Below are 23,638 nucleotides of genomic sequence, written 5' to 3'. Positions count from 1 at the left end.
TCAGTTCTCCTCCTTCTGCTGCTCCTGCTCCGGCTGCTGGGCGGACTGCTCAGGGGCGGCGGTCTCTTCGGGAACGGGGGCCTGGACGGGCTCCTGGGCCTCAGGGGCGGCGGTCTCAGACTTGGGCTCGGGCTGCTCCTCGGCCTGGGCCTTCTTGGCCTCCTGCTGGGCCTTCTCGGCGGCCTTGCGCTCCTTCTTGGTCATAAACAGCTGACCCAGCAGGGCATTGGGGTCGGTGTACTCGGTGGCCTCATAGCGGTCGGGGATATAGCTGCGGCCCCGGGCGTGGGCGCGGATGCCCTCCTTGCTGTCGTTGGGGTCCACGCCGGGCTCGGCGCTCACGGGCTTGGGGAGCTTCTTTTTCTTGTTCTTCTTCTCCTCCTCGGCCCGGCGGGCGCGCTCCAGGCGGGCCTCCTCCTTGCGGCGCTTCTCGTCCTCCTTGGCCTGGCGGGCCTGCTCCTCAGCGGCGACCCGGGCGGCCTCGTAGTCCTTTTTCAGCAGTTTGGCACAGATGAGCTCCTGGACCATGTTCACCAGATACTGGGCGATCCAGTAGATGGACAGGCCGGCGGGCACGGTGAAGCCGATCCACAGAGACATGAGGGGCATGGTCCACAGCATGGTCTTGTTGGTGCGCTCCATCTGGTCGTTCTGGGGCTGGTTGTTGTTGATCTTATTGGTGTCCATGCTCACCTTCATGGACAGGAAGGAGATGACGGTGGACACCAGGGGCAGGATGGTCAGGCCGATGCTGCCCCAGCCAAAGCCGTTGGTCCAGAACTTCCAGGTGGGCACGCTGGCCAGGTTGATGCCCAGGAAGCTGAAATCCATGGCAAAGACTTTAGAACCGGCCTCGCCCAGGGCCTTCTGCACGCTCTGGAGAATGGCGGGGTCGTTCATGGCCTCGGCCATGTAGATCTGGGGATAGGCGCCGCTGTTGGCGATGCCGGTGATGTCGGCCACGGTGGCGATCATGTCCTTGGGCACGCCCATCAGATTGATCAGGGGCTCCCGGATGATGGCGTACAGGGCAATGAGCAGCACCAGGGGGATCATGGACCACAGGCAGCCGCCCATGGGATTGACATGCTCCCGCTCATAGAGCTTCTGCAGCTCCAGATTATAGCGCTCCCGGTCCTTGCCGTACTGCTTTTGCAGCTGCTGCATCTTACCGGAGATCATGGTGGTCTGGATCATGCTCTTCTTGCCCTTCAGGGTCACGGGGAACAAAATGACCTTGATGACAACGGCGAACAGGATCAGGGCCAGGCCGTAGCTGTTCAGAACATGATAGAAAAACAGCAGCAGCCAGGAAAATGGCATTAGAATGTATTGCACGTTGAAACCTCCACAAGTTTAAAATGGGGGCAGCGCCGCGGCCTGTTCAGGGCACGGGGTCATATTGAACAGACCTCTGCCGGTGGAAGGGATGGCACCGCAGAACTCTCCGCAATGCCAGCCAGCCCCCTTTTCCCGCGCCGTATTTCTCCACGGCCTCCAGGGCGTACTGGGAGCAGGTGGGGATAAAGCGGCAGCAGGGGGGGCGCAGGGGGGATAGGTTGCGCCGATAGAATCGGATGAGCCACAGCAGCAGAGACTTGATCACGGCTTGTCCGCCTCTTTGTTCTCCTTCGCCCTCTGTTTCGGGGCGGGAGCGGGGGCAGGCGCGCCAAGGGTCAGTCCCAGCTTGCGGGTGAGCTGGCGGAAGCTGCGCTCCAGGTCGGCATAGCGGCCGAAGATGGCCCGGGTGCGGGCCACCACCACAATGTCGTACCCCGGCTGCAGCCCCGCCTCGTTGGTGCGGTAGAGGGCGCGGATGCGGCGGCGGACAAAGTTGCGCTTGACGGCGTTGCCCAGCTTTACCCCGGTGGTGATCCCCAGGCGGCTGTAGTCCCGGCCCGTCTTGCGGCAATAGATGGCAAAATAGGGGGACACCGCACTCTTCCCCCGGTTGTACAGGCGGCGAAACTCGTGGTTTTGCTTGAGCGAAACCGTATGCTGCATGAAAACTGCCTCCTAAAAACCAAACGGGGGGATGCCTGCGGCCTCCCCTGTACTGAAGCTGCACCAAAAAGCTTTGGAATGCACACATGGGGCGGGGGAATACTCCCACGCCCCTTCTGCGCGATCTATTGGCTTTATGGCAGCTGTGTCCTCTCGTCGTATCGCAAAAACGATCCGATCCTTGTCCTGCGTTACCGATGCCGTCGGGAGACCCCGGCGTCTTTAGTAAGACAGACGGGCGCGGCCCTTGGCGCGGCGGCGGGCCAGCACCTTGCGGCCGTTCTTGGTGGCCATACGCTTGCGGAAGCCGTGCTCCTTGGAACGCTGGCGCTTCTTGGGCTGATAGGTACGAAGCATGGGGGACACCTCCTCATCAGATTTCAAGCCGGCTCTCCCGGCCCAACAACAGCCCGTTTTATGGGGCTGCGGTCTGCATGGAATCGGCCAGACTGGCCGGCGCTTTGTCGCCGGAAAAGGGTACAAGAACCCCTCCTTTGCCCAGAACGCAAGGTTCATTATAGACGATGAGCGGCGGCCCTGTCAACCGTATTTTTCGCCCCGCCGGGGAAATTTTTTTCTGTTTTTGTCCCGTGTACCACATCTTGTAGCCGCAGGGCGCGGCAGCTACAATTTTTCCACAGGTCTTTCCACACATTTATATAAAAAATATTGCGATGTCCACAGCCATCTGCTATAATGGTGGAGAAAAATTCTGCTTTCCAGGCCCATTCAGCGGCAGCTTTTACAACGCCTTTTCCTTCTCCCGGGGAAAGGCGCTTTGAAGGTTATGCCCTTTTGGCCCCGGCAAGGCCTTTTCCGCGCTCTGATCCCGTTCTCCTTTTTCTCTTTATCATTCATCCCGGCTATGGCCGGACAGACCCCGCAAGTTCAAAACCGTGAAGGAGGGTCCCCATGAACCTAGCCACAGACATCTGGGCCAAGGTGCTGGAGCTGATGCAGCCCGACATGACCACCACCACCATCCACACCTGGTTCGACGACGCCACCGCCGTCGCCCTGGAGGAGGACCGCTTCGTCCTCTACTCCCCCACACGCTTCAAACGGGACATCATCGCCACCCGGTATGTCCCCTTCATCCAAAAAGCCCTCCACGAGCTGTTCTCCACCGACTTCGACGTGGTGGTCCTCACCGAGGGCGAGCTGGACACCTATCAGCAGCCCGCCAAGAGCAGCTTTCTCCCCGGCACGGAGGAGTATACCTTCGAGCGGTTCGTGGTGGGCTCGTCCAACAAATTTGCCCACGCCGCCGCCCGGGCGGTGGCTGACAACCCGGGCCACAGCTATAACCCCCTGTTCATCTACGGCGAGTCCGGCCTGGGCAAGACCCACCTGCTTTACGCCATCGCCCACACCATCCACAACAACCACCCGGACTATAAAGTGGTCTACATCAAGGGCGACACCTTCACCAACGAGCTTATCCAGGCCATCCGGGAGGGGCGCAACTCCGAATTCCGGGAGAAATACCGGGGCGCGGACGTGTTTCTCATGGACGACGTGCAGTTCATCGCCGGCCGTGACTCCACCCAGGAGGAGATGTTCCACACCTTCAATACCCTGTACGAGCTGAAAAAGCAGATCGTCTTTACCTCTGACCGCCCGCCCAAGGAGATGCTCCGCCTGGAGGACCGGCTGAAGACCCGGTTCGAGTGGGGCCTGCTGGCGGACATCCAGCCCCCCGACTATGAGACCCGCATGGCCATCATTAAAAATAAGGCCATCCGCATGGGGGTGGAGCTGCCCGAGTTCCTGCTGCAGCTCATCGCCGAGAACATCACCGCCAACGTGCGGCAGATCGAGGGCACCGTGAACAAGATCATGGCCTATCAGGACCTGATGGGCGACCTGGTGGACAAGGAGACAGTGGTCCGGGCCGTGAAAGACATGTTTAAGGAGAAATCCGACATCGTGCCCACGGCAGAGGTCATCATCGACGAGGTGTGCAAGTTCTATAACATCGAGCCCGTCGTACTCAAGGGCCAGGGCCGGGCCAAAGACATCTCCATGGCCCGGCAGATCGCCATGTACCTCATCCGCCGGATGACCAACCTGTCTCTGAAGGAGATCGGCAAGGAGTTTGAGGGCCGGGACCACACCACTGTGCTCCACTCCATCGAGCGCATAGAGGACCTGTCCAAAAACGACCCGGAGAAGGCGGAGATCATCAAGGACATCACCGCCAACATCAATATCCGCTACGAATGAGCTTTATGAATACACTTGCATAAATATTCGTTCTATACACCCGTATTCAGCAGGATTTCCTGCAAAACAGGCGGTCTGCTCTCTTTTTTCTCTTTCTCCGTCCCCAAAGTTATCCACACTTGCTTGTGGATTGTTCGTGGACGGATGTGGAAAACTTTTTTCCGTTTCTTCGTCTGTGGATAAGCCCAATTTTTTGTCCACACCCCCTGTGGACGGTCAAACTCCCGTCCCCCAACGGCTTTCCCCGGTTTTCCACACTTTTTTTCTCTACGGCTATTGTTACTAAAATAATCCTATCCTCTCCTCTTGTTGCGGAGAGAAAGAAACTGGAGGCATCCCAATGAAATTCTCCTGCGAGAAGGCCCTGCTCTCCGCCGCGGTATCCGTGGCATCCAGGGCGGTGGCCGCAAAAAGTTCCATTCCTGCCATGGAGGGTATCCTCATCGAGGCGGGCAGCCAGCTGCGTCTCACCGGCTATAATCTGGAGACGGGCATCCAGGCCACCGTCCCCGCCGAGATCACCCAGCGGGGCTCTCTGGTCCTGTCCGCCCGGCTCTTCGGCGAGATCGTCCGCAAGATGGCCGACGACGTGGTGGTCTTCTCCGCCGAGGGCTATATGGTCAACATCAAGTGCGGCCTGTCCGAGTTCAATATTGTGGGCAGCGACCCGGAGGAGTTCCCCGAGCTGCCCACCGTGGACCAGCAGAACGCCCTCACCCTGCCCCAGCCCACCCTGCGCTCTATGATCGGCCAGACCCTGTTTGCCGTCAGCGACAACGAGAGCCGCCCGGTACACACCGGCTCCCTCTTCGACGTGGAGGGGGACAGCCTCACCGTGGTGTCGGTGGACGGCTACCGCCTGGCCCTGCGCCGGGAGAATGTGACCGAAAAGAAGGGGGCCGATGCCTTCTCCTTCGTGGTCCCCGGCTCCGCCCTGGGCGAGGTGGAGAAGATCTGCTCCGGCGAGGAGGACATCACCGTCATCCAGGGCGCCCGGCACATCCTGTTCCAGACCGGGGACATCGTGCTGGTCTGCCGCCGGCTGGAGGGGGAGTTCCTCCCCTATAAAAGCGCCATCCCCCGGAACAACCCCATCCACGTGGTGTGCAGCGCCCGGGCCCTGCTCAGCAGCATCGAGCGCGTCTCCCTCATCATCAGCGAGAAACTCAAGTCCCCCCTGCGTTGTGTGTTCGGCAGCGGCATGGTGTCCATCACCACCAAGACCGCCATCGGCGATGCCGCCGACCAGTGCCCCATCGACGGCGACGGCCAGGAGCTGGAGATCGGCTTTAACAACAAATATCTCATGGATGCCCTGAAGGCCGCCCCCGCCGAGAAGCTCCGTCTGGAGTTCACCTCCGGCGTGGCCCCATGCGTCATCCTTCCCGCAGAGGGCGAGGAGAACTTCATCTATATGGTCCTGCCCGTGAGATTGAAGGCAAATTAAATAACTTTAAGTTAAAAGTAAAATCAATTATACAAAACGTATCGCAAAAGCCTTCCCCTGGGGGAAGGTGGCACGGCGCAGCCGTGACGGATGAGGGGAACGCCATCGACATTTGAGTATCTCCGAAAATACAGGCCAAAGCCTTCGCCCCGCAGGGGAGAAGGTGGCATGGCCGTAGGCCATGACGGATGAGGGGGACCACGGGGGTGCAGCCGTTATCGACGGGCCGCTGAGGACAGCGGCCCCTACGAAATCTATCGTGACCCTGTGTAGGGGCGGATGTCCCCATCCGCCCGTTCGATGGCCTCCGCATCCCACGATACCCACCCTCATCCGGTCCCTTCGGGACCACCTTCCCTATCCCTTTTGTCCCTTCGGGACATTTCCCCTTGACAAGGGGAATCGGCCCCCTGGGAGGGGGAAGGCTCTATCCGTTCCGTTGCAACCGCTCAAAACCCTTCGGCGTTCCCCTCATCCGCCCCAGTGTGCCCACTGGGGCACCTTCCCCCAGGGGAAGGCTAAATTCGCCTACACAATGTCTTCCCCCGAGGGAAGGCGAAACTAAAACCCAACCAGAAAGAGGCAGCTATGGAAACTGAACACGTTAAAATTCACACCGAATTCATCAAGCTCCAGGACCTTTTAAAGTTCGCCGGGGCGGTGGAGACGGGGGGCGACGCCAAGCTCATCATCCAGGAGGGCCGGGTGGCGGTGAACGGCGAAGTCTGCACCATGCGGGGCAAGAAGATGCGTCCGGGTGACACCGCCGTCATCGACGGCGAGACCGCCCTGGTGGTGGAATGATCGTCCGCAGCCTGGAGCTGGAGGGCTTCCGCAACTATGACCGGCTGGCGGCAGAGTTTCACCCCCAGGTGAACCTGATCTACGGGGACAACGCCCAGGGCAAGACCAATTTATTGGAGGCCATCGCCTATCTGTCCTCCGCCCGGTCCCACCGGGCCCGGTATGACCGGGAGATGATCGGCATGGACCGGACCGCCGCCCATATCCGGGGGACCATCGAAAGCCGGGGCCGCACCTTTGTGGTGGAGGCCCAGCTGGCCCGGGGCCGCACCAGAAAGCTCTTTTCCAACGGGGTCCGGCTGAAAAACGCCGGGGAGCTGGCGGGGGTGCTGAACACGGTGCTGTTCTGCCCGGAGGACCTGTATCTTATCCGGGAGGGGGCCGCCGCCCGGCGGCGGTTTCTGGACAGCGCCATCTGTCAGCTCCGCCCCCGGTACGCCCAGGCCCTGGCGGAATACGGCCGATTGTATGAGCACAAGACCCGCATCCTGCGGGACTGGAACGAGCACCCCTCCCTGCTGTCCGCCCTGGACGACTTTGACCTGCGCATGGCCCAGATGGGGGCGCTGCTCATCCACTATCGGGCCCACTTCGTCAAGCGCCTGCAGGAGGCGGCCCCGCCCATCCACCGGGACTTCTCCGGCGGCGGGGAGGAGCTGAGCCTGACCTATACCACCGTGTCCAACATCCCGGACCCCCTGGCATCGCCCAAAGAGCTGCTGCCCCTGCTGCTGGACCACCAGGCCCGGCACAAACAGGCGGAGCTGGACAGCCGCCAGTGTCTCTCCGGCCCCCACAAGGACGACCTGCTGGTGGACATCAACGGCCTGTCCGCCAAGACCTACGGCTCCCAGGGCCAGACCCGCACCGCCGCCCTGTCTTTAAAGCTGGCCCAGCGGGAGATCTTCCAGGCGGAGACGGAGGAGTGGCCCGTGCTGCTGCTGGACGACGTGCTGTCTGAGCTGGACAGTCGCCGCCAGGCATTTATTTTGAACCGCATCCGGGGCGGCCAGGTGTTTATCACCTGCTGCGAGGAGGAAAAATTAGAGGGGCTGGAGGGCGGCAAGGCCTTCCATGTCCAGGGCGGAAGCCTGATCTGAGGAGGAAACGCCGTGTATCTGCACTTGGGCCAGTCGGTGGTGGTGCCCCACCGGGAGATCCTAGGCATCTTCGACCTGGACAACGCCAGCTGGGCCTTTAAGACCCGGGAATTTTTGGAGCGGGCCGAGGCCGAGGGCCGGGCCGTGTGGGTGTGCGACGACCTGCCCAGGTCCTTCGTGCTGGTGGGCGGACAGGGCGGCAAGCCCACCGTCTATATCTCCCAGCTGTCCTCCGCCACCCTCCTCAGCCGGGCGGCGCGCAATTCCTTTGAGTAGAACATAGAAACCAGGAAAGTTGAGAGCGGAGAGGAAAGAAGCAATCATTGTCATTGCGGTCCATCGATACCCAATGTAGGGGCGGATAATATCCGCCCCTACGGGAATGACAAAAAGTCCTCTTCCCCCTCCCCTCTCAACCATTCCACGAGATCATTTACCGGAGGTAGTTATGTCAGAAGAATTGAACGAATTGAATTCCACCCAGGTGGAACACGAGTATGGCGGGTCGGAGATCCAGGTGCTGGAGGGCCTGGAGGCCGTCCGCAAGCGTCCGGGCATGTATATCGGCTCCACGTCCGAGTCCGGCCTGCACCACCTGGTCTATGAGATCGTGGACAACTCCATCGACGAGGCCCTGGCGGGCTACTGTACCGACATCACTGTGACCATCAACCCGGACAACACCATCACCGTCACCGACAACGGCCGGGGCATCCCCGTGGACATCCAGCCCCAGACGGGCAAGCCCGCCCTGGAGGTGGTCTTTACCATCCTGCACGCCGGCGGCAAGTTCGGCGGCGGGGGCTATAAGGTCTCCGGCGGCCTGCACGGCGTGGGCGCCTCGGTGGTCAACGCCCTGTCCGAGTGGCTGGAGGTCCAGGTCCACAAAAACGGGCAGATCTACGAGATGAAGTTCTCCCGGGGCAAGATCACCCAGGAGATGAAGATCGTGGGCCAGACCAATCACACGGGCACCACCGTCACCTTCAAGCCCGACCCGGAGATGTTCGAGACCCTGGAGTATCAATACGAGACCCTGCACACCCGTATGCGGGAGGAGGCCTTCTTAAACGCCGGCCTGCGCATCCAGACGGTGGACCTGCGTCCCGGCCAGGAGCAGGAGGACGACATGTGCTATGAGGGCGGCATCCGGGAGTTCGTCTCCTGGATCAACCGGGATAAGGATGCCCTGCACGGCGATGTCATCTACATGTCCGGCTCCCGGGAGGACTCCATGGCCGAGGTGGCCATGCAGTATAACGACGGGTATAACGAGGTGATGGTCTCCTTTGCCAACAACGTGCATACCCCCGAGGGCGGCATGCACGAGGAGGGCTTTAAGCGGGCCCTGACCAGCGTGCTCAACGCCTATGGCCGGAAGATCAAGCTGCTCAAGGACGACGAGAAGGTCTCCGGCGAGGACTGCCGGGAGGGCCTGACCGTGGTCATCTCCGTCAAGCTCACCGAGGCCCAGTTCGAGGGCCAGACCAAGGCCAAGCTGGGCAACAGCGAGATGCGGGCCCTGGTCAACGCCATCGTCAGCGAAAAGCTGGAGACCTATCTGGAGGAGAACCCCGCCGTGGGCCGCGCCATCCTGGACAAGGCCCTCACCGCCAACCGGGCCCGGGAGGCCGCCCGCAAGGCCCGGGAGTCCATCCGCCGCAAGACCGCCCTGGGCGGCGCGGCCATGCCCGACAAGCTGCGGGACTGCAACGAGAATAACCCCGAGCTTACCGAGCTCTATATCGTCGAGGGCGACTCCGCCGGCGGCTCGGCCACCCAGGGCCGGGACTCCCGCTTCCAGGCCATCCTCCCCCTGTGGGGCAAGATGCTCAACGTGGAGAAGGCCCGGGCGGACAAGGTCTATGGCAACGACAAGCTCCAGCCCGTCATCACCGCCCTGGGCGCGGGCATCGGCGAGGAGTTCGACCTGGATAAGCTGCGCTATCACAAGGTGGTCATCATGGCCGATGCCGACGTGGACGGCGCCCACATCCGCACCCTGCTGCTCACCTTCTTCTTCCGCTTTATGCGGCCTTTGATCGAGGAGGGCTATGTCTACTCCGCCGTGCCCCCCCTCTATAAGCTCACCCGGGGCAAGACCACCCGGGTGGCCTTCTCCGACGAGGAGCGGGACCAGATCTCCGCCGAGATGCGGGGCGGAAACCCCAACGTGAAGATCGACATCAGCCGCTTTAAGGGCCTGGGCGAGATGAACCCCCACGAGCTGTGGGAGACCACCATGGACCCGGAAAAGCGCACCCTGCGCCGCATCGAACTCACCGACGCCGTGGCCGCCGATGCCACCTTCAACATCCTGATGGGCGAAAAAGTGGAGCCCAGAAAAGAGTTCATCGAGCGGAATGCAAAATATGCGGTGAATTTGGATTATTAAGGACGAAGGGGAACGGATTGCCACGTCGGCCTGCGGCCTCCTCGCAATGACAGGAAGCCGAGGGCTTGCAGTTCTGAACCAGCCGGAACGGCGCAGATAGATGGCTGATTTTATGAATGATTCGGTAGAGACAGAGACCAAAATTTCTGTCATCGCAGGGAACGGATTGCCACGTCGGCCTGCGGCCTCCTCGCAATGACAGGAAGCCGAGGGCTTGCAGTTCTGAACCAGCCGGAACGGCGCAGATAGATGGCTGACTTTACGAATGATTCGGTAGAGAAAGAGACCAAAATTTTTGTCATCGCAGGGAACGGATTGCCACGTCGGCCTGCGGCCTCCTCGCAATGACAGGAAGCCGAGGGCTTGCAGTTCTGAACCAGCCGGAACGGCGCTGACAGATGGCTGACTTTGGGAATGTATCGATAAAAGCGGAGACTGTAATTTTTGTCATTGCGAGGAGCGAAGCGACGTGGCAATCCGTCCTGTCCCCCGCAGGGACAAATGATAGGAGGCTGTGATATTCCGTGAGCTATTACGTTTATATCATGGCCAATCAGACCAATGTGGCGCTCTACATTGGTGTGACCAACAATCTGGAGCGCCGCGTGGCAGAACATCGGAGCCACCATTTCCCTGATAGTTTTACCGCCAAATATAACATCACAAAGCTGGTCTATTTTGAAGAAACACCAGATATCCAGGCTGCGATAGCACGGGAAAAGCAGATAAAATCCTGGAGCAGAAAACGAAAGAACCAACTGGTCGAGACAACGAACCCAGCGTGGAGCGATTTTTATAAAACGATTTGATCCGGCCTCTGTGCGAAGGAGGAAACACATAAATGTCTAAAAAACCCCAATACGACCCCGAGGAGATCCGATATCCTCAACAGAAGATCGTCACCTCTCCTCTGGTCCCCGAGATGGAGAAGTCCTATATCGAATACGCCATGTCCGTCATCGTGGGCCGGGCCCTGCCCGACGTGCGGGACGGCCTGAAGCCCGTGCACCGGCGCATTCTTTACGCCATGTACGAGGACAACCTGACCTCGGACAAGCCCTTTAAAAAGTCGGCCACCTGCGTGGGCGACGTGCTGGGCCGGTATCACCCCCACGGCGACGCATCGGTGTATGATGCCCTGGTCCGTCTGGCCCAGGACTTCTCCATGCGCTATATGCTGGTGGACGGCCACGGCAACTTCGGTTCGGTGGATGGCGACCCCCCGGCCGCCTATCGTTACACCGAGGCCCGGCTGAGCAAGATCTCGGACGAGATGCTCCGGGACATCGAAAAGGACACGGTGGACTGGGACCCCAACTTTGACGAGAGCCGCAAGGAGCCCCGGGTGCTGCCCGCCCGCTTCCCCAACCTGCTGGTGAACGGCTCCAGCGGCATCGCCGTGGGCATGGCCACCAACATCCCCCCCCACAACCTGCGGGAGGTCATCAACGCCACCATCTGCGTGCTGGACGACCCGGAGTGTACCCTGGCCGACCTGATGGAGCATGTGAAGGGCCCCGACTTCCCCACCCGCGGGATCATCATGGGCCGCAGCGGCATCCGGGCCGCCTATGCCACTGGCCGGGGCCGCCTGATGGTCCGGGCCCGGCACGAGTTTGAGGAGTTCGGCAAGGACCGCACCCGCATCGTCATCACCGAGATCCCCTATCAGGTGAACAAGCGCCAGCTCATCAAGAACATGGCCGACCAGGTGGAGGACAAGCGGCTGGAGGGCATCTCCGACATCCGGGACGAGTCTGACCGGAACGGCATGCGCATCGTCATCGAGCTCAAGCGGGATGCCAACCCCCAGGTGGTGCTCAACCGCCTGTTTGCCCAGACCCAGCTGCAGACCACATTTGCCATCAATATGCTGGCCCTGGTGGAGGTGGACGGCAAGCTGCAGCCCCGCATCCTGTCCCTGCGGCACATTCTGGACCAGTATATCGCCTATCAGGAGCAGGTCATCATCCGCCGCACCCAATACGACCTGCGCAAGGCCCAGGAGCGGGCCCACCTGCTGGAGGGCCTGCTGGTGGCCCAGGACAACATCGACGAGGTCATCCACATCATCCGCTCCGCCTATGACGATGCCAAGCAGCGCCTGATGGACCGCTTCGGTCTGGACGACGTGCAGGCCCAGGCCATTCTGGACATGCGTCTGAAGGCTCTGCAGGGCCTGGACCGGGAGAAGCTGCAGGGCGAGTATGACGAGCTGGAAAAGCGCATCGCCTATTTCCAGCGCCTGCTGGCCGACGAGGCCATGCTCCGGGGGGTCCTGAAGGACGAGCTGACCGCCATCCGGGACAAGTACGGCGACGACCGGGTCACCGAGATCCAGGACGTGGAGGACGAGCTGGACATCGAGGACCTGATCGAGGAGGAGCAGTGCGTGTTCACCCTGACCCATGCGGGCTATATCAAGCGCACCCCCGTCAGCGAGTACGCCGCCCAGTCCAAGGGCGGCCAGGGCCGCAAGGGCATCACCACCCGGGAGGAGGACTATGTGGTGGACGTGTTCACCGCCTCCACCCACGACTATCTGCTCTTCTTCACCGACACGGGCAAGGTCTATCGCAAGAAGGGCTATCAGATCCCCGAGAGCGGCAAGGCCGCCAAGGGCACCAACATCGTGAACATCCTCCAGGTGGAGCAGGGGGAGCGGGTCCAGACCATGATCCACTTCCGGGACTTCACCGAGGAGGAGCTGTACCTGTTCATGGTCACCCGCCGGGGCACGGTGAAGCGCCTGGCGGTGTCCGCCCTGAAAAACATCCGGGTCAGCGGCATCCGGGCCCTGCGCCTGGACGAGGGGGACGCCCTCATCTCCGTGCTGGAGACCGACGGCGGCCAGGACGTGCTCATCGCCACCCACGACGGCCAGGCCATCCGCTTCCCCGAGGAGAAGGTCCGTGCCATGGGCCGTGACGCCGTGGGCGTCCGGGGCATCCAGCTCCGGGACGGCGACTTTGTGGTGGGGGCCGGCGTGGTCCGGCCCGGCCGGTCTGTGCTGGCCATCACCGAAAAGGGCTTTGGCAAGCGCACCGATCTGGAGGAGTATCGCATCACCAACCGGGGCGGCCTGGGCATCCGCAACTATATGGTCACCGACAAGACCGGCCCCGTGGTGGGCATCAAGGTGGTGGACGGCACCGAGGACCTGCTGCTGGTCACCCAGGCGGGCATCCTCATCCGCACCCATGTGGACGCCATCCGCATGGCCGGCCGGGCCACCCAGGGCGTCATCGTCATGCGCTTTAAGGAGGAGGGCGATCAGGTGATCGCCATGGCCCTGGCTGACCGGGAGGAGGACACCGCCCCCGCCCCGGAGCAGGCCGCCGCAGAAGAGGAGTAAATTATGAGCCTTTCTTCCTTTGGAGACAACGGCCGAAACAGGGGGAACAACAAGCTCTCCCCCAACATGATCCTGCTGCTGGTGGGTATCTTTGTCATCCTGCCTATGTCCGGCCTGTTTGGCCTGCTGTGGACCGCCGTCGCCGCATTTCTGCTGGTGAAGCAGGCAAAAAAACAGGGGGGGAACGGAGAAAAGCCCTCCGCCCCCCTGTCCCCCCGGCGGGAGAGCAAGGGCCCTGCCCTGTCCATATCCGGGCCCGCCAAGCGCACATATCAGAGTGTCACCAAACGCACACCCCGCAAAGAACAGCACGACCACATCCCCTCCATCTGCCTGGACCAGACCGGCCAGCTGGAACAGCTGGAGACCCTGAGAAAAGCCGGGCTCTATACCAACGAGGAGTATCGGCAGAAGAAGGAAGAGATCTTGAGGGGGAAGTGAGGGGCACGCGGGCGGCCAAAGGCCGCCCCTACGAAATGCCACCGACATTTGGCGTAGGGGCGGCTATTAGCCGCCCGGGGTAGAATTGCCGGTCATCGACGGGCCGACACGGAGGTCGGCCCCTACGGCGAGTTACGATGGCTTTTGTAGGGGCGGACCTCTGTGTCCGCCCACCGTTGGCGCACGGGTATCGCGGGCGGATGATATCCGCCCCTACACCGGACCGCCGATACCCATCGACACTCCCACCACGCACCAGGAGAACACCAACATGAAAACTGTCACCATCTACACCGACGGGGCCTGTTCGGGCAACCCGGGGCCCGGGGGGTGGGGGGCCATTCTGATGTATGGCCCCCACACCAAGGAGCTGTCCGGGGGCGAGGCCCAGACCACCAACAACCGCATGGAGCTCACCGGGGTGATCTCCGCCCTGGAGCTTTTGAAGGAGCCCTGCCGGGTGGAGCTGTACTCCGACTCCAAATACGTCATCGACGGCCTGGGTAAGGGCTGGGCCAAAGGCTGGCGGGCCCGGGGCTGGGTGAAGAGCGACAAAAAGCCCGCCCTGAACCCCGACCTGTGGGGCCGCCTGCTGGACCTGTACGAAAAGCACGACGTACACCTGCACTGGGTGAAGGGCCACGCGGAGAATCAGTACAACAACCGCTGCGACCAGCTGGCCGTGGCCCAGAGCCAGAAATACAAATAAAACCGGGCGCAGAAAAGAGAGTATTTTCTGCGCCCTTTTTCAAAACACAAGGAGGAAACACCCCATGAACGAATTCAAAGGCAGCCAGGACTATGTGGCCTCGGAGGAGCTGATGCGCTCGGTGAACATCGCCATGGTGCTGCAAAAGCCCCTGCTCATCAAGGGCGAGCCGGGCACGGGCAAGACCATGCTGGCCGAGGCCATTGCCGCCGCCCTGAATAAAAAGCTGCTGATCTGGAACATCAAGTCCACCACCAAGGCCCAGGACGGCCTCTACGTCTATGACGTGGTGCAGCGGCTGTATGACAGCCAGTTCGGCGGCCAGGGCGTGGACGACATCGAAAAGTATGTGAAGCTGGGCAAGCTGGGCGAGGCCTTCACCGCCGACGAGCAGGTGATCCTCCTCATCGACGAGATCGACAAGGCCGATCTGGAGTTCCCCAACGACCTGCTGTGGGAGCTGGACCGCATGGAGTTCCACATCCCGGAGACGGGCCGCACCGTCACGGCAAAGCACCGCCCGGTGGTCATCATCACCTCCAATGCGGAGAAGGAGCTGCCCGATGCCTTTTTGCGCCGGTGCGTCTTCCACTATATCGAGTTCCCGGACAAGGAGCTGATGGCCCAGATCGTCCGGGTCCACTTCCCCGACCTGGACGACAAGCTGCTGACCCAGGTGCTGGAGGCCTTCTATAAGATCCGCCAGCTGCCCCAGATCAAGAAAAAGCCCTCCACCAGCGAGATCATCGACTGGCTCCAGGCCCTGGTCCACGGGGGCGTGGACCCCAAGCGGGTGGTGAAGGAGGTGCCCTATCTGGGGGTCCTGCTGAAGAAGAACGAGGACATGGACGCCCTGCGGCGCAACTGGCGGTGAGCCTATGTTCGAGGATTTTCTCTATCTCCTCCGCTCCAGCGGCCTGAAGGTCTCGCTGACGGAGTGGATGTCCCTGATGGAGGCCCTGGACAAGGGACTGCACGGGTCCAGCTTCACCGGCTTTTACTACCTGTGCCGCTGTCTGCTGGTGAAGAGCGAGGCGGACTTTGACCGGTTTGACCGGGTGTTTCTGGAGTATTTCCGGGACGTGCCCTTCCAGCAGGAGGTATCTCAGGAGCTGATGGACTGGCTGAACCGGCCCGACGTGCTGAATGACTATGCCAACTGGGACGAGGAGCAGGCCCTGAAAAACATGGGCCTTTCCGAGGAAGAGATCGAGCGGATGCTGAAGGAGCGCATGCAGGAGCAGAACGAGGAGCACAACGGGGGCAGCTATTGGGTGGGGACCCACGGCATGTCCACCTTCGGCAACTCCGGCCTGTCCCCCAAGGGCATCCGGGTGGGAGGCGAGTCCATGTACCACCGGGCCTTTCGGGTGGCGGGGGAGCGGAAATTCCGGGACTTCCGCCGGGACAACACCCTGGACACCCGCCAGTTCCAGGTGGCCCTCCGCCGCCTGCGGCAGTTCTCCGGCCTGGTGGACCTGCCCCCTACGGAGTTCGACGTGGACAACACCATCAAGGACACCGCCGACCAGGGCGGCGTGCTGCAGGTGCGCTATAAGCGCCCCCGGGAGAACACGGTGAAGGTGTTGCTGCTGATGGACTCCGGCGGCTCTATGGACTACTACAGCCAGCTGTGCTCCTCCCTGTTCCAGGCGGTGAGCAAGTCGGGGCACTTCAAGGACCTGAAGGTGTTCTACTTCCACAACTGCGTCTATGGCCGGCTGTATAAAGACCCCATGCTCTGGACCAGGGAGTCGGTGCTGACAGATTGGGTGCTGTCCAACCTGCCCGGGGACTGGAAGGTCATCTTTGTGGGGGATGCCCAGATGGCCCCCTACGAGCTGCTGGGGGGCTACTATGGCCGGAACAACACCGGCGACGGCCCCCAGTGCGGGTTAGATTGGCTCAAGCGCTTTAAAAGCCGCTACACCAACGTGGTCTGGCTCAACCCAAGTGAGCGCCCCGTGTGGGGGGACTATTGGACCCAGACCTACGACGCCATCGCCCGGGTCTTCCCCATGTTCCCCCTCACCGTGGAGGGCCTGGAGGAGGCCATGAAAAAGCTGCTGGCAAGATAAAGAGAAAAGCCTTCCCCCCAGGGTGGGGAAGGCTTTGGACGGGTGGACGGATTGCCACGTCGCTGCGCTCCTCGCAATGACAGGGTGGGGGATGCGGGCGGCCCTCTCCGCCCCCTGCGGGGGCACCTCCCCCGAGGGGGGAGGCAAGGTTCGGTGGGGTCCTCGGGTCTGGTCTTGGCTCCCCCTTTGGGGGAGCTGGCACGGCGAAGCCGTGACTGAGAGGGCGGGCGGCTAATAGCCGCCCCTACGCCGGGTTACGATAGATTTCGTAGGGGCCGCTGTCCCCAGCGGCCCGGCGACAACGTATGCACCCCCGTGCTCCCCCTCATCCGTCATGGCTTCGCCATGCCACCTTCCCCCAGGGGAAGGCAAACAGAAACCCCCGCTGGAAATGCAAATTTCCGGCGGGGGGCTTATCTTTTCTGAACTTTTTGCTTAGTAAGCCAGCTTCTCCTCCAGCCAGCTCTTCAGCTGGTCGATGGGGACGCGGACCTGCTCCATGGTGTCGCGGTCGCGGATGGTGACGGCGTTGTCGGCGGGGGTCTTGTCGTCGCCCACGGTCTCGAAGTCCACGGTGATGCAGTAGGGGGTGCCGATCTCGTCCTGGCGGCGATAGCGCTTGCCGATGGAGCCGGCATCGTCATAGTCCACCATGAAGTACTTGGACAGCATCTGCTGGATCTCGCGGCCCTTCTCGCCCAGCTTCTTGCTCAGGGGCAGCACGGCGCACTTGTAGGGGGCCAGGGCGGGGTGCAGACGCAGCACGGTGCGCACGTCGTTCTTCTCGGCGTCCACCACTTCCTCGTCATAGGCATCCACCAGGAAGGCCAGGGTCACCCGGTCGGCACCCAGGGAGGGCTCGATGACGTAGGGGATATAGTGCTCGTTGGCCTCCTGGTCGAAATAGGACATGTCCTTGCCGGAGGTCTTCTGGTGGGCGGTCAGGTCGAAGTTGGTCCGGCTGGCCACGCCCCACAGCTCGCCCCAGCCGAAGGGGAAGACGAACTCGAAGTCGGTGGTGGCGTTGGAATAGTGGCTGAGCTCCTCGGGGTCGTGGTCCCGCAGGCGCAGGTTCTCGTCCTTCATGTTCAGGTCCAGCAGCCACTGGTGGCAGAACTGCTTCCAGTAGGCGAACCACTCCAGCTCGGTGCCGGGCTTGCAGAAGAACTCCAGCTCCATCTGCTCGAACTCGCGGGTGCGGAAGGTAAAGTTGCCCGGGGTGATCTCGTTGCGGAAGGACTTGCCCACCTGACACACGCCGAAGGGCAGCTTGCGCCGGGTGGTGCGCTGCACGTTCTGGAAGTTGACGAAGATGCCCTGGGCGGTCTCGGGACGGAGATACACGGTGTTCTTGGCGTCCTCGGTCACGCCCTGGAAGGTCTTGAACATCAGGTTGAACTGGCGGATGTCCGTCCAGTTGAATTTGCCGCAGGAGGGGCAGACGATCTGGTGCTCGTCGATGAACTCCTTCATCTGGGTCTGGCTCATGGCATCCACGCTGTGGCCCAGATCGAACTTGTTCTCCTGGCACCAGTCCTCGATGACCTTGTCGGCACGGAAGCGCTCCTTGCACTCCTTGCAGTCCATCAGGGGGTCGGAAAAGCCGCCCACATGGCCGGAGGCCACCCAAACCTGGGGATTCATCAGGATGGCGGCATCCAGACCCACGTTATAGGGGTTCTCCTGGACGAACTTCTTCCACCAGGCCTTCTTCACGTTGTTTTTCAGCTCCACACCTAGGGGGCCGTAGTCCCAGGTGTTGGCCAGGCCGCCGTAGATCTCGCTGCCGGAAAAGATGAAGCCGCGGCCCTTGCACAGGGCGACGATCTTTTCCATGGTCTTTTCGGTGTTCTTCATGGGGATCAAACTCCTTCTGTCTTGATTTTGTTGTGACTCAGGGCAGAAAAAAACGCCCCGAGCCCAATAAGGCTCAGGGCGAACATAAACATGTCCGTGGTTCCACCTGAATTCGCACCTGGCTGGTGCGCACTCTCCTCCCGATAACGGCGGGGACCGGCGGGCCATTTCCTGCCCGCGCTCCAGAAGTGCCTTCCCGCCGCACCGTCGAAGGGCTCTCACCGGCCGCCCTCTCTCTGCCACCAGAATGCGGGGTACTGTTCTCTGTCGTTGCTGTTAACGGGTATTCTATTACAGAACTGCGGCAATGTCAAGGGTAAGAATGGGTTTTTGACGGGCGGCCGGGCCGCTCGTGGCCCTCTCCGCCCAGTGTGCCCACTGGGCACCTCCCCCAAGGGGGGAGGCAAGGCGGTCAAAAAAGCCTGTCATTGCGAGCAGGCCCAACGGGCCGACGCGGTGATCCGTTCCTATTGCGGGTGCGGCGCCGCCGGCGGGCCGCTGGGGACAGCGGCCCCTACGGACGAGATTCGTCACATTCTGTAGGGGCGGATGTCCCCATCCGCCCGGAACCCGCCGCCCCTTGGCTCCCCCCGTGGGGGAGCTGGCACGGCGATAGCCGTGACTGAGAGGGCTTTGGGGTTTTCTCCCCTTCCCCGCACTTGTGTTTTTTCGGGCACCATGATAAAATAATTACTTAACTTAAATGAACACGAAGAAAGCGCCGGAACATGCGCCGGAACGGAGGACAATACTTTATGGAACGAAAAACCACCCAGATTTCCCAGGCGGAGGTGGAGCGCCAGCTGACCCTGTGCGACGACATCTGCCGGGTGACCGGGCAGTGGGCGGACAAGCCCCTGGCCCTGGTGGACACCTATGGCTGCCAGCAGAACGAGGCCGATTCAGAGCGCATCCGGGGCTATCTGGAGCGGATGGGCTTTGGTTTTACCGATGACCCGGAGCAGGCCCGCATCATCGTCATCAACACCTGCGCCATCCGGGAGCACGCCGAGCAGCGGGTGCTGGGCAACGTGGGTGCTCTGGTCCACACCAAGCGCCGCCACCCGGAGCAGCTCATCTGTCTGTGCGGCTGCATGGTGCAGGAGAAGCATGTGGCCGAGAAGATCCGCCAGTCCTATCGCCACGTGGACCTGGTCTTTGGCCCCCACGCCCTGTGGAAGTTCCCGGAGATGGTCCACACCCTGCTCACCCAGCGGGGGCGCATCTTCTCCGTGGCCGACGAGGCCGGGTCCATCGCCGAGGGCATCCCCACCGTCCGCCAGGACGGCATCAAGGCATGGGTGTCCATCATGTACGGCTGCAACAACTTCTGCACCTATTGCATCGTGCCCTATGTCCGGGGCCGGGAGCGCTCCCGGGCCCCCGAAGACATTTTGGAGGAGGTGCGGGGGCTGGTCGCCCAGGGCTATAAAGACATCACCCTGCTGGGCCAGAACGTGAACTCCTATGGCAAGGACCTGCCCGAGCCCATGGACTTCTCTGACCTGCTCTCTGCGGTCAACGATATTCCGGGGGAGTTTCTCATCCGCTTTATGACCTCCCACCCCAAGGATGCCACCCACAAGCTGTTTGAGACCATGGCCCGGTGCGAAAAGGTGGCCCCCGTCCTCCACCTGCCCTTCCAGGCGGGGAACGACCGCATTCTAAAGGTCATGAACCGCCGCCACACCATTGCGGACTATCTGGCCAAGATCCGGGACCTGAAGAGCCTGATCCCCGACATCGTCCTCACCTCTGACATCATCGTGGGCTTCCCCGGGGAGACCACGCAGGAGTTTGAAGATACCCTGAAGGTGCTGGAGGAGGTGCGCTACGACGCCCTGTTCACTTTCATCTACTCCCCCCGGGTGGGCACCCCCGCCGCCAGTATGGACGACCCCATGTCCCGGGAGGAGAAGCTGGCCAACTTCAACCGCCTCACCGCCCTGCAGGATGCCATTTCCGAGGAAAAGCACGCCGCCTACATCGGAAAGACGGTGCGCTGCCTGGTGGACGCCCTCAGCGACGACAGCCGCTATGACCTCACCGCCCGTACCCCCGGCAACCGCCTGGTCCGGGTGGTGGGCGACAAGTCTGCCCTGGGCCAGTTCAAAGACGTGAAGATCACCGGGGCCAACAAGTGGTCCCTGTTCGGGGAGCTGGCGTAAAGACGAAAAAAGCCTTCCCCTGGGGGAAGGTGCCCCAGTGAGCACACTGGGGCGGATGAGGGGGACCTCCGGGGGTGCATCCGTTGTCGACGGGCGGACACAGAGGTCCGCCCCTACGGCAGGTCACGATGGCTCTCGTAGGGGCCGACCTTTGCGCAGCCGTTGGCGACGAAGGAGCCTTACGGATGCGGCATACCCCTTGCGGGTACTGTGTCGGCCCGCGATGACCACCGCATCCACGATACTCACCCTCATCCGTCATGGCTTCGCCATGCCACCTTCCCCCTGGGAGGGGGAAGGCTTTTGACCCTGTCCAAAACTCCTACCTCATCCCTCCTACCTCCTAACTCACAGAAAGCCGGTGTACTATGGCAGAGCTCACCCCCATGATGCAGCAATATCTGGACATCAAGGCCCAGAACCCCGACTCCATCTTGTTTTTCCGCCTGGGGGATTTTTACGAGATGTTCAACGAGGACGCCAAGCTGGTGTCCAGGGAGCTGGACCTGACCCTGACCACCCGGGACCGGAACAAGCCCCCGGAGGAGCGCACCCCCATGTGCGGCGTGCCCTATCACTCCTGCGAGGGCTATATCGCCCGGCTCATCGCCAAGGGCTATAAAGTGGCCATCTGCGAGCAGACGGAGGACCCGGCCCTGGCCAAGGGCCTGGTGGACCGGGACATCATCCGGGTGGTCACCCCGGGGACGGTCATCTCCTCCTCCATGCTGGAGGACAGCAAGAACAACTATCTCTGTGCCGTCTACGCCGACTCGGCCCGGTATGGCCTGTGCCTGTGCGACCTGTCCACCGGCGAGGTGTATGCCACCGCCTTCCCCGCCGGGGGGGAGAATCTGGACCACCTGAAAAACGAGCTGGCCCGGTTCCACCCGGCGGAGGCCCTGCTGTCTGCGGGGGCCTGGGAGGTGGACGGGCTGCGGGACTTTTTGAAGGAGCGGCTGGACTGCCCCTGTGAAAACGGGGGGGAGGGCCGGTTTCGGCCCGATGCGGCCCGGGCCCTGGCGGAGAAGCAGTTCCGGTCCGGGCTGGACGGCCTGGGAGCGGGAGAGGAGGCCGCCGTCCAGGCGGCGGGGGCCCTGCTGTCCTATCTGTACGAGACCCAAAAGACCGACCTGAGCCACATCGCCCACTTCACCTACTATACCACGGGGCAGTTCATGGAGCTGGACCTCACCGCCCGCCAGACCCTGGAGCTCACCGCCACCATGCGGGGCAAGGAGAAGAAGGGCAGCCTGCTGTGGGTGCTGGACAAGACCCGCACCGCCATGGGCGGGCGGCTGATCCGGGCGTGGATGGAGCGGCCACTCCTCTCCCCCGTCCAGATCTCCCGGCGGCAGCAGGCGGTGGGCGATCTGGTGGAGAACAGCATCGCCCGTCAGGAGCTGTCCGCCGCCCTGCGGGAGGTGACGGACTTAGAGCGGCTCATTGGCCGGGTGGTCTATGGCTCCGCCGGGGGCCGGGACCTGTCCGCTCTGTGCGCCGGACTGGGCAAGCTGCCCCACATCCGCCAGCTGCTCTCCCCCTGCCCCTCCGCCCTGCTCCGGTCCCTGGGGCAGCAGCTGGACGACCTGCCCCAGCTGCGGGAGCTGCTGGGCCGGGCCCTGGTGGACGAGCCCCCCTTCTCCGTGCGGGAGGGCGGCTTCATCCGGGACGGCTTTGACGGGGAGGTGGACCGGCAGAGGAATATTCTTGACCACTCCGCCGAGCTGCTGGCCCAGCTGGAAGCGGACACCAAAGAGCAGACCGGCATCAAAAATATGAAGATCAAGTCCAACAAGGTGTTTGGATATTACATCGAGGTGGCCAAGTCCCAGATCGACCTGGTCCCCGACAGCTGGACGAGAAAGCAGACCACGGTGAACGCCGAGCGGTATATCTCCCAGGAGCTGAAGGAGCTGGAGCACGCCATTCTGTCCGCCCAGGACACGGTGACCGCCCTGGAGTATCAGCTGTTCTGCCAGCTGAAGGACCAGGTGTGCCGGCAGGTGGCCGCCATCCAGGCCTCCGCCGCAGCGGTGGCCCAGGTGGACGTGCTGAACTCCTTTGCCACAGTGGCGGCGGACAACCGCTATTGTATGCCCCAGGTGGACGACTCCGACACCCTGACCATCACCCAGGGGCGGCACCCGGTGGTGGAGAAGGTGCTGAAAGGGACCCCCTTCGTCCCCAACGACACCCACATGGACCGGGGGGAGGACCGGTGCGCCATCATCACCGGCCCCAACATGGCGGGCAAGTCCACCTATATGCGCCAGGTGGCCCTCATCGTCCTGATGGCCCAGATGGGCTCCTTTGTCCCCGCCCAGTCGGCTCACATCGGCGTGGTGGACCGGGTGTTCACCCGCATCGGGGCCAGCGACGACCTGGCGGCGGGCCAGTCCACCTTCATGGTGGAGATGACCGAGGTGGCCGCCCTGCTGAAAAGCGCCACCCGCCGCTCCCTGCTCATCCTGGACGAGATCGGCCGGGGCACCAGCACCTACGACGGCATGTCCATCGCCCGGGCGGTGCTGGAATACTGCGCCGACCCCAAGCGCCTGGGGGCCAAGACCCTGTTCGCCACCCACTACCACGAGCTGACCGTGCTGGAGGGCCGCATCCCCGGTGTGAAGAACTATCACATCGCCGCCAAAAAGAAGGGGGCGGACGTGATCTTCCTGCGGAAGATCCTCCGGGGGGGCGCAGACCAGAGCTATGGCATCGAGGTGGCCCGCCTGGCCGGCGTGCCCGAGGGGGTCATCCGCCGGGCCCGGGAGATCCTGGCCGAGCTGGAGGGGGGCCAGGGGGTCCATCCCCGGCCCGCCCAAGCGCCGGAGGAGGACCAGTTCTCCCTGGCCGAACTGGGCAGCCGGGCGGTGCTGGACCGCCTGGAGCAGACCGACGTGAACGCCCTCTCCCCCATCCAGGCGTTGAATCTGTTGGACGAATTGAAGCGGATGCTGGAGGGGTGAACCACCGTTGGTGCGGCGGTCATCGAACGGGCGGACACAGAGGTCCGCCCCTACAAGAGCTATCGTGACACGCCGTAGGGGC

Annotated in this window: 19 protein-coding genes and 1 other annotated feature; of the genes, 14 read left to right on the top strand and 5 right to left on the bottom strand. The window is 62.4% G+C overall.

Annotation, left to right across the window (positions count from 1 at the left end; genetic code table 11):
* The 4 genes from H8S55_RS08310 to rpmH form a co-directional block, all read right to left on the bottom strand.
* Window positions 1–1,338 carry a YidC/Oxa1 family membrane protein insertase gene (locus tag H8S55_RS08310; RefSeq protein WP_366467667.1) on the bottom strand — a complete coding sequence of 446 codons (1,338 nt, stop codon included), beginning with the start codon at window positions 1,336–1,338 and terminating at the stop codon, window positions 1–3.
* Window positions 1,339–1,384: 46 nt separating this feature from the next.
* A complete protein-coding gene (gene yidD, locus H8S55_RS08305) occupies window positions 1,385–1,603 on the bottom strand; it encodes a membrane protein insertion efficiency factor YidD (RefSeq protein WP_147563722.1) in 219 nt (72 codons plus the stop codon).
* A complete protein-coding gene (gene rnpA, locus H8S55_RS08300) occupies window positions 1,603–2,004 on the bottom strand; it encodes a ribonuclease P protein component (RefSeq protein ID WP_186878597.1) in 402 nt (133 codons plus the stop codon). Before rnpA ends, yidD begins: the two co-directional genes overlap by 1 nt.
* Before the next feature lie 222 nt (window positions 2,005–2,226).
* The gene (gene rpmH / locus H8S55_RS08295; RefSeq protein ID WP_147563723.1) at window positions 2,227–2,361 is read right to left on the bottom strand and encodes a 50S ribosomal protein L34; all 135 of its coding nucleotides are present in this window, start codon (window positions 2,359–2,361) and stop codon (window positions 2,227–2,229) included.
* Window positions 2,362–2,916: 555 nt separating this feature from the next.
* On the opposite strand from rpmH, the gene dnaA reads away from it, so the two are divergent.
* The 12 genes from dnaA (at window position 2,917) to H8S55_RS08235 (ending at window position 16,559) form a co-directional block, all read left to right on the top strand.
* The gene (dnaA, locus tag H8S55_RS08290; RefSeq protein WP_186878596.1) at window positions 2,917–4,230 is read left to right on the top strand and encodes a chromosomal replication initiator protein DnaA; all 1,314 of its coding nucleotides are present in this window, start codon (window positions 2,917–2,919) and stop codon (window positions 4,228–4,230) included.
* Window positions 4,231–4,570: 340 nt separating this feature from the next.
* Window positions 4,571–5,677: a DNA polymerase III subunit beta gene (gene dnaN / locus H8S55_RS08285; protein WP_186878595.1), complete on the top strand. Its 1,107-nt coding sequence runs from the start codon at window positions 4,571–4,573 to the stop codon at window positions 5,675–5,677.
* 588 nt (window positions 5,678–6,265) lie between these two features.
* Window positions 6,266–6,481, top strand: a complete 216-nt coding sequence (locus tag H8S55_RS08280; RefSeq protein WP_147563710.1) for an RNA-binding S4 domain-containing protein — start codon at window positions 6,266–6,268, stop codon at window positions 6,479–6,481.
* Window positions 6,478–7,581: a DNA replication/repair protein RecF gene (recF, locus tag H8S55_RS08275; protein WP_186878594.1), complete on the top strand. Its 1,104-nt coding sequence runs from the start codon at window positions 6,478–6,480 to the stop codon at window positions 7,579–7,581. Before H8S55_RS08280 ends, recF begins: the two co-directional genes overlap by 4 nt.
* A gap of 12 nt (window positions 7,582–7,593) precedes the next feature.
* Window positions 7,594–7,857 carry an extracellular matrix regulator RemB gene (remB, locus tag H8S55_RS08270; protein WP_147563712.1) on the top strand — a complete coding sequence of 88 codons (264 nt, stop codon included), beginning with the start codon at window positions 7,594–7,596 and terminating at the stop codon, window positions 7,855–7,857.
* A 172-nt stretch (window positions 7,858–8,029) separates the two neighbouring features.
* Window positions 8,030–9,976, top strand: coding sequence for a DNA topoisomerase (ATP-hydrolyzing) subunit B (gene gyrB, locus H8S55_RS08265; RefSeq protein ID WP_186878593.1), 1,947 nt, complete (start codon window positions 8,030–8,032; stop codon window positions 9,974–9,976).
* A gap of 524 nt (window positions 9,977–10,500) precedes the next feature.
* Window positions 10,501–10,785 carry a GIY-YIG nuclease family protein gene (locus H8S55_RS08260; protein ID WP_227148065.1) on the top strand — a complete coding sequence of 95 codons (285 nt, stop codon included), beginning with the start codon at window positions 10,501–10,503 and terminating at the stop codon, window positions 10,783–10,785.
* Window positions 10,786–10,817: 32 nt separating this feature from the next.
* The gene (gyrA, locus tag H8S55_RS08255) at window positions 10,818–13,331 is read left to right on the top strand and encodes a DNA gyrase subunit A (RefSeq protein WP_186878592.1); all 2,514 of its coding nucleotides are present in this window, start codon (window positions 10,818–10,820) and stop codon (window positions 13,329–13,331) included.
* A gap of 3 nt (window positions 13,332–13,334) precedes the next feature.
* Window positions 13,335–13,772 (top strand): SHOCT domain-containing protein, encoded by a 438-nt coding sequence (locus tag H8S55_RS08250; protein WP_186878591.1) that lies wholly within the window; start codon window positions 13,335–13,337, stop codon window positions 13,770–13,772.
* A 271-nt stretch (window positions 13,773–14,043) separates the two neighbouring features.
* Window positions 14,044–14,481, top strand: a complete 438-nt coding sequence (rnhA, locus tag H8S55_RS08245) for a ribonuclease HI (RefSeq protein ID WP_147563716.1) — start codon at window positions 14,044–14,046, stop codon at window positions 14,479–14,481.
* 64 nt (window positions 14,482–14,545) lie between these two features.
* On the top strand, window positions 14,546–15,355 hold the full coding sequence (locus tag H8S55_RS08240; RefSeq protein WP_186878590.1) for an AAA family ATPase: 810 nt from the start codon (window positions 14,546–14,548) through the stop codon (window positions 15,353–15,355).
* 4 nt (window positions 15,356–15,359) lie between these two features.
* Window positions 15,360–16,559 carry a vWA domain-containing protein gene (locus H8S55_RS08235; RefSeq protein WP_186878589.1) on the top strand — a complete coding sequence of 400 codons (1,200 nt, stop codon included), beginning with the start codon at window positions 15,360–15,362 and terminating at the stop codon, window positions 16,557–16,559.
* Window positions 16,560–16,994: 435 nt separating this feature from the next.
* Here the strand turns inward: H8S55_RS08235 and H8S55_RS08230 are convergent, their stop codons facing one another.
* Window positions 16,995–18,416, bottom strand: a complete 1,422-nt coding sequence (locus H8S55_RS08230; protein WP_186878588.1) for a glycine--tRNA ligase — start codon at window positions 18,414–18,416, stop codon at window positions 16,995–16,997.
* Between the two features lie 71 nt (window positions 18,417–18,487).
* Window positions 18,488–18,696, bottom strand: a binding site (T-box leader).
* Window positions 18,697–19,171: 475 nt separating this feature from the next.
* Between H8S55_RS08230 and miaB the strand changes: the two genes are divergently transcribed.
* Together miaB and mutS are read left to right on the top strand one after the other, a co-directional pair.
* On the top strand, window positions 19,172–20,584 hold the full coding sequence (miaB, locus tag H8S55_RS08225) for a tRNA (N6-isopentenyl adenosine(37)-C2)-methylthiotransferase MiaB (protein WP_186878587.1): 1,413 nt from the start codon (window positions 19,172–19,174) through the stop codon (window positions 20,582–20,584).
* Between the two features lie 368 nt (window positions 20,585–20,952).
* Window positions 20,953–23,556, top strand: coding sequence for a DNA mismatch repair protein MutS (gene mutS, locus H8S55_RS08220; protein WP_186878586.1), 2,604 nt, complete (start codon window positions 20,953–20,955; stop codon window positions 23,554–23,556).
* Window positions 23,557–23,638: the final 82 nt, after the last annotated feature.

The sequence above is a fragment of the Flintibacter faecis genome (assembly GCF_014287875.1).
Lineage (GTDB): Bacteria > Bacillota > Clostridia > Oscillospirales > Oscillospiraceae > Lawsonibacter > Lawsonibacter faecis_A.
This window is presented reverse-complemented; position numbering and strand designations above follow the sequence as displayed.